Here is a 300-nt window from a genome sequence, read left to right as displayed (position 1 = left end):
CCTGCAATTAAAATCATTAATGGCTCCCTAATTGACCTGCCAGCACCAAACAATATTTCAATCTGATGAAACTATGGCTCACTATTAGGCCTATGTCTAGTAATCCAAGTAATTACAGGCCTATTCCTCAGAATACACTACGTGCCCAACATTGAAATGGCCTTCTCATCCGCTGCCCATATTTCACGAGATGTAAATTATGGATGACTTCTTCGATCGATCCATGCCAATGGAGCATCAATATTCTTCCTATTTATTTACTTGCACGCGGGGCGAGGCCTTTATTATGGGTCTTCCACC

The 300-nt window shown here is 42.0% G+C and carries 1 pseudogene; it reads left to right on the top strand.

Annotation, left to right across the window (positions count from 1 at the left end):
• Positions 1–81: 81 nt before the first annotated feature.
• Positions 82–300, top strand: a pseudogene (locus L5876_RS14965) (cytochrome b/b6); the annotation flags it as partial.

It is taken from the genome of Hyphobacterium sp. SN044 (assembly GCF_021864465.1).
GTDB lineage: Bacteria > Pseudomonadota > Alphaproteobacteria > Caulobacterales > Maricaulaceae > Hyphobacterium.
This window is presented reverse-complemented; position numbering and strand designations above follow the sequence as displayed.